Genomic DNA, 5,306 nt, shown 5'->3' on the forward strand with positions numbered 1-5,306 from the left:
ATGTCCGAAGGTTTCCCGCGCGACCGCGCGGACCAACTGGCGGCTGTCGCCTCCGGTCTGACCTCGCTGACCGCGGGCGCCTCCCGGATCTTCGAAGGCGGCGCCGTGAATCAGACAGTTGTGGAGATGGAACGCGGATTCCTCTTCATCATGTCCATCTCCGACGGATCTTCGCTGGCCGTGCTCGCCCACCCGGACGCCGACATCGGTCTGGTCGGGTACGAAATGGCCCTACTTGTCGACCGTGCGGGCACCGTCCTCACCCCGGACCTCCGCGCCGAACTTCAGGGAAGTCTTCTTAACTAGTAGACAGACAGTGCGTTTCGCGCCACTGAGTCATAAGGTGCGGTGGCGCGGACCCACTGGGATCGGGACCGGCAGGCGGAGGAGGAATCGTGGCAACACCCCCAGGCGGACACCGGTACGACGGTGGCCAGAACGTTCCGGGTGAGCACGGGGACAATCGTTTCAACTTCCCCTCCACACCCAGCAGGCAGGGCGCACAGCAGCCGTATCAGCCCTTTTCGCAGCCGCCGCAGGGCGCTCAGCCGGGTCCCGGGTGGCCTCCGCAGCGGCCGCACCGCTACGACTCGCCCCAGTCGCCCCGTATTCAGCCTGTACAGCCGCGGCAGGCCCCCGATCCGGCCGAACCGGCCGCGCACAATCCGCTGGTCCGTCCGTACGCCATGACCGGCGGCCGGACCCGACCGCGCTACCAACTCGCCATTGAGGCGTTGGTCAGTACCACGGCCGATCCGTCCCGGTTGCAAGGGCAGTTGCCCGAGCACCAGCGGATCTGCCGGCTGTGCATCGAGATCAAGTCGGTCGCCGAGATTTCGGCGCTGCTCTCGATCCCGCTCGGCGTTGCCCGGATCCTCGTAGCCGACCTGGCAGAGGCCGGACTCGTCGCTATCCATCAGCCCGGCGGCGACGAGTCCGCCGGCGGCCAGCCAGATGTGACACTGCTCGAAAGGGTGCTCAGTGGACTTCGCAAGCTCTAGCGGCGGAGCAGCCCGCTCCACTACCTCCGCGAAGATCGTGGTGGCAGGGGGCTTCGGCGTGGGTAAGACCACGTTCGTCGGTGCCGTTTCGGAGATCAATCCGCTGCGCACCGAAGCCGTGATGACGTCCGCGTCCGCGGGCATCGACGATCTGACGCACACCGGGGACAAGACCACCACGACGGTGGCGATGGACTTCGGCCGCATCACGCTGGACCAGGATCTGATCCTGTACCTCTTCGGTACGCCGGGACAGGACCGCTTCTGGTTCATGTGGGACGACCTGGTCCGCGGCGCCATCGGCGCCGTCGTCCTCGTCGACACCCGCCGCCTCGCCGACTGCTTCCCCGCCGTCGACTACTTCGAGAACAGCGGACTCCCCTTCGTCATCGCCCTCAACGGCTTCGACGGACACCAGCCCTACACCCCCGACGAGGTCCGCGAAGCGCTCCAGATCGGACCCGACACCCCGATCATCACGACAGACGCCCGGCACCGTGCGGATGCCAAGAGCGGCCTCATCACGCTCGTCGAACACGCTCTGATGGCACGGCTGAAGTAGGCGCAAGTCTTTATTGATATACGGCAGTTACCGTAGCCAAACGGGGGTGGGCTGTGTCCTTTGACACGATCCGCCCCCGTGTTCATAACGTTTCGACAGAGAATTGTCTCGCGTTCAACACCCGATGCATTCAATCGGTACCGCTGCGCTCACACGAGCCCCGCCTTTTGACGGGGCTCGCTCTTTATGCCCGTTTTATCTGAGGCCTGGACCACTCGGAATGGCTGGTTCCGACTGTTTGGAACGCGGCCGGTCCCCGTGCTGGAATTCGACGAACTCCCCAGTAGTACGGCCCTGAACGAAAAACGGCACAACGTAGGTGCCGACGCCGAGAGGTTGTTGGTCGAGTGAGGCGTAGCAACAAGGGCTCCGCGGCGCAGCAAGAGCGGGGCAACTTCACCCCGCCGCCGCGCGCCGCGGCGGCGCCTGCCGGTGCGTCCGGGGCAGTGGCGTCCGGCGGCAGCAGCCGGATGTCCCCGCGCAACTGGCGGGTGCCCACCCGACTGAACGCGATCCTCCTGATCCCGGTGCTGGTCGGCCTGGTCATGGGCGGCTTCCAGGTGAAGGAGTCGATCGACACCTGGCGGGAGGCGCAGGACGCCGAGAAGACCGCGCTGATCGTGCGCGCGGCCTCCGTGTACGGTCAGGCGCTCCTCAATGAGCGTGACCTCTCCGCCCAGCCCCTGCTGTCGAACAAGCGTGACGCCGCTGTCGTCAGCCAGGTCCGGGCCACCACCGACGCGGCCGCGGCCAAGTTCGACACGGCCGTGAAGGACCTGCCCGAGAAGCAGGGCCTGGAGCGGCGTCTTCAGCTGTTCCGGCTGGAGGAGCCCAAACTTCCCGAACTGCGCAAGGCCGCCTACGCCGAGGGCATGGACCCGGTGAAGACGGAAGAGGGCTACGTCCAGGTGCAGCACTCCCTGATGGAGTTCTGCAACGAGCTCGGTCTGGGCACCGGCAACATCACCAGCTACGGCCGTACGGTCTACGCGGTCGAGCTCGCCAAGGCTGCAGAATCGCTTCAGCGCTCCATCGGTATGCATCTGCTGGTGCGCCCGAGCCAGGAGGGCACCAAGTTCGACGCCCAGGTCAAGGCCTTCGGCTCGTACAACTACCTGGAGCAGATCGCGCTCGGCGAGTTCGTCTCCGGTGGCACGGAGGCCGACGCAGCCCGGCTGGAGCAGGTCATGGCCGCCAAGTCGGCCGACGGCGCGAAGAAGCTGAAGAAGGCGAAGGAGCAGGCCGACGCCGCGGGTGTCCCGTTCGTCGCGCCGCCCAGCATCGACGGCTCGGTCTTCGACGGCATGGCCCAGCAGATCGCGCAGGGCAAGTCGCCCGAGAAGCTGGCCGCGAAGGGCATCACGCCCGAGACCTGGATGGCGGCCGCCACCGCCAAGTTCGACGGCTACACCACGGTCGAGGACGAGCTCGTCGACAAGGCCGTGACCGAGGCCGCGGACATCTCGTCCAGCGCCAAGAACGACGCCGTCATCAACGCCGCCGTCGTGATCGTCGCGCTGCTGGCCGCCTTCGTCCTGGCCGGGCTGATGGCCCGGCAGATGAGCCGCTCGATGCGCCAGCTGCGTACGGCCGCCTTCGGGATCGCCGAGCAGCGGCTGCCGATGCTGGTCGACCAGCTCTCCAGGGCCGATCCGGGCCGGGTCGACACCCGCGTCCAGCCGATCCCGATCAACAGCCGCGACGAGATCGGCGAGGTCGCCCGCGCCTTCGACCAGGTGCACCGCGAGGCGGTCCGGCTGGCGGCCGAGCAGGCCATGCTGCGGGGCAACGTCAACGCGATCTTCACCAACCTGTCGCGTCGCAACCAGTCGCTGATCGAGGGCCAGCTGACCCTCATCACCGACCTGGAGAACAACGAGGCCGACCCGGACCAGCTGGAGAACCTCTTCCGGCTCGACCATCTGGCCACCCGTATGCGCCGCAACGGCGAGAACCTCCTCGTCCTCGCCGGCGAGGAGCCGGGCCGCCGCTGGAACCAGCCGGTCCCGCTGGTCGACGTGTTGCGGGCTGCCTCCTCCGAGGTGGAGTCGTACGAGCGCATCGAGCTCTCCGGGGTGCCGGAGACCGAGATCCACGGCCAGTCCGTCACCGACCTCGTGCACCTGCTGGCCGAGCTGCTGGAGAACGCCACCACGTTCTCCTCGCCGCAGACCAAGGTGCGGGTCACCGCGACCCGGCTGCCCGACAGCCGCGTGATGATCGAGATCCACGACAAGGGCATCGGCCTCACCGCCGAAGACTTCGCCGACATCAACCACAAGCTGGCCAACCCGCCGACCGTGGACGCCGCGGTGTCCCAGCGGATGGGTCTGTTCGTGGTCGGCCGGCTCGCCGACCGGCACGGCATCCGGGTCCAGCTGCGCCCCTCGGGCGAGCAGGCCGGAACGACCTCGCTGGTCATGCTGCCGGACGCGATCACCCACGGTGGTGGTGGCGGTGGCGAACCGGTTGCCGCGCAGGACGACTTCACCGTCTCCTCGATCATTCCGCAGCAGCAGACCGTCGAACAGCCGGCGCACCAGCCCCAGATGCGCACGGCGGCGGAGCTCGGTTTCGACGACTCGCGCTACGAGCAGCAGCCGGTGGACGCCACGCAGCTGGACCCGGTGGGCCGCTCGCTGATGCGTGGGGAGCGCCGGGCCGCGCTGGAGGCACAGACGGCAGGTGAGCGCCCGCAGTTCCCGCAGGAGCAGTACGCCGGGAACGAGTACGCCGGGAACGGGTACGCCCAGGAGCCGCAGCAGGGCCCCCAGCAGGAGCAGTACGAGCAGGCTTCGTACGAGGGCGGCTACGCCCCCTACATAGGCGACACGGGCTTTGCCGAGCAGCCCGACCACGCTCATCAGGGTGGCTATGCGGAGGCTGCCTATGCGGCGGGTGAGGTCCCGCAGCCGTCGTATGAGGAGCAGTTCGCTCCCCAGCCCCACCAGGACGGGTGGGCGGATCAGAACGCCTACCAAGGCGGCTACGAGCCGTCGGCTGAGGTCGAAGCGGAATCTGCCCCAAGCACCCCCGCCGAGCCGCAGGAACGCGTAGGCTTCGACCGTCCGGGGCCCACCCCGAACCCCGGCCACGAGCTGACCGACGCCGGTCTGCCGCGCCGGGGCGGTCAGCAGCACTGGCAGCCCACCGGCCGCGGGAACAACCGGCCCGTCGCCGAGCAGCAACAGCCGGAGCAGGAACTGCCGCAACGGCAGTCGCCTGCGCAGCAGAACGGGAACGGCTCCGACGACTGGCGCTCGGCGAACGACGAGCGCTGGGAGCGGGCCGAGAAGCTCCGGGAACCGAAGGCCGGCGGGGTCACCCCGTCCGGACTTCCCCGGCGGGTGCCCAAGGCCAATCTGGTCGAGGGCACGGCGGAGCAGCCCCTGCAGGACGGCCCTCAGGTCTCCCGCGCTCCCGAGGACGTCCGCGGCAGGTTGAGCAACCTGCGGCGGGGCGTGCTGCGGGGACGTAACGCGGGTTCGGACGCAAGTAATACCTACAACCAGGAGCGTTAGTGTGAGCCCGATGAGCCAGGCGGCGCAGAATCTGAACTGGTTGATCACCAACTTCGTGGACAACACCCCCGGGGTGTCGCACACGGTGGTGGTCTCCGCCGACGGACTCCTGCTGGCCATGTCCGAAGGTTTCCCGCGCGACCGCGCGGACCAACTGGCGGCTGTCGCCTCCGGTCTGACCTCGCTGACCGCGGGCGCCTCCCGGATCTTCGAAGGCGGCGC

The 5,306-nt window shown here is 68.2% G+C and carries 5 protein-coding genes; all 5 read left to right on the forward strand.

The features are described 5' to 3' along the window. Positions 1 to 306: roadblock/LC7 domain-containing protein (locus IEZ15_RS43345; RefSeq protein WP_189282427.1), on the forward strand; the 306-nt coding region annotated here is incomplete at its 5' end. An 89-nt stretch (positions 307 to 395) separates the two neighbouring features. Further along, the gene (locus IEZ15_RS43350) at positions 396 to 1,001 is read left to right on the forward strand and encodes a DUF742 domain-containing protein (RefSeq protein WP_189282428.1); all 606 of its coding nucleotides are present in this window, start codon (positions 396 to 398) and stop codon (positions 999 to 1,001) included. After that, positions 982 to 1,563, forward strand: a complete 582-nt coding sequence (locus IEZ15_RS43355; RefSeq protein WP_189282429.1) for a GTP-binding protein — start codon at positions 982 to 984, stop codon at positions 1,561 to 1,563. Before IEZ15_RS43350 ends, IEZ15_RS43355 begins: the two co-directional genes overlap by 20 nt. Positions 1,564 to 1,910: 347 nt before the next feature. Then, the gene (locus IEZ15_RS43360) at positions 1,911 to 5,084 is read left to right on the forward strand and encodes a sensor histidine kinase (RefSeq protein WP_189282430.1); all 3,174 of its coding nucleotides are present in this window, start codon (positions 1,911 to 1,913) and stop codon (positions 5,082 to 5,084) included. A gap of 10 nt (positions 5,085 to 5,094) precedes the next feature. Continuing rightward, on the forward strand, positions 5,095 to 5,306 hold a 212-nt coding region (locus tag IEZ15_RS43365), incomplete at its 3' end, for a roadblock/LC7 domain-containing protein (RefSeq protein ID WP_189282431.1).

The sequence above is a fragment of the Streptomyces atratus genome (assembly GCF_014648655.1).
In the GTDB taxonomy this organism is placed as follows: domain Bacteria; phylum Actinomycetota; class Actinomycetes; order Streptomycetales; family Streptomycetaceae; genus Streptomyces; species Streptomyces atratus.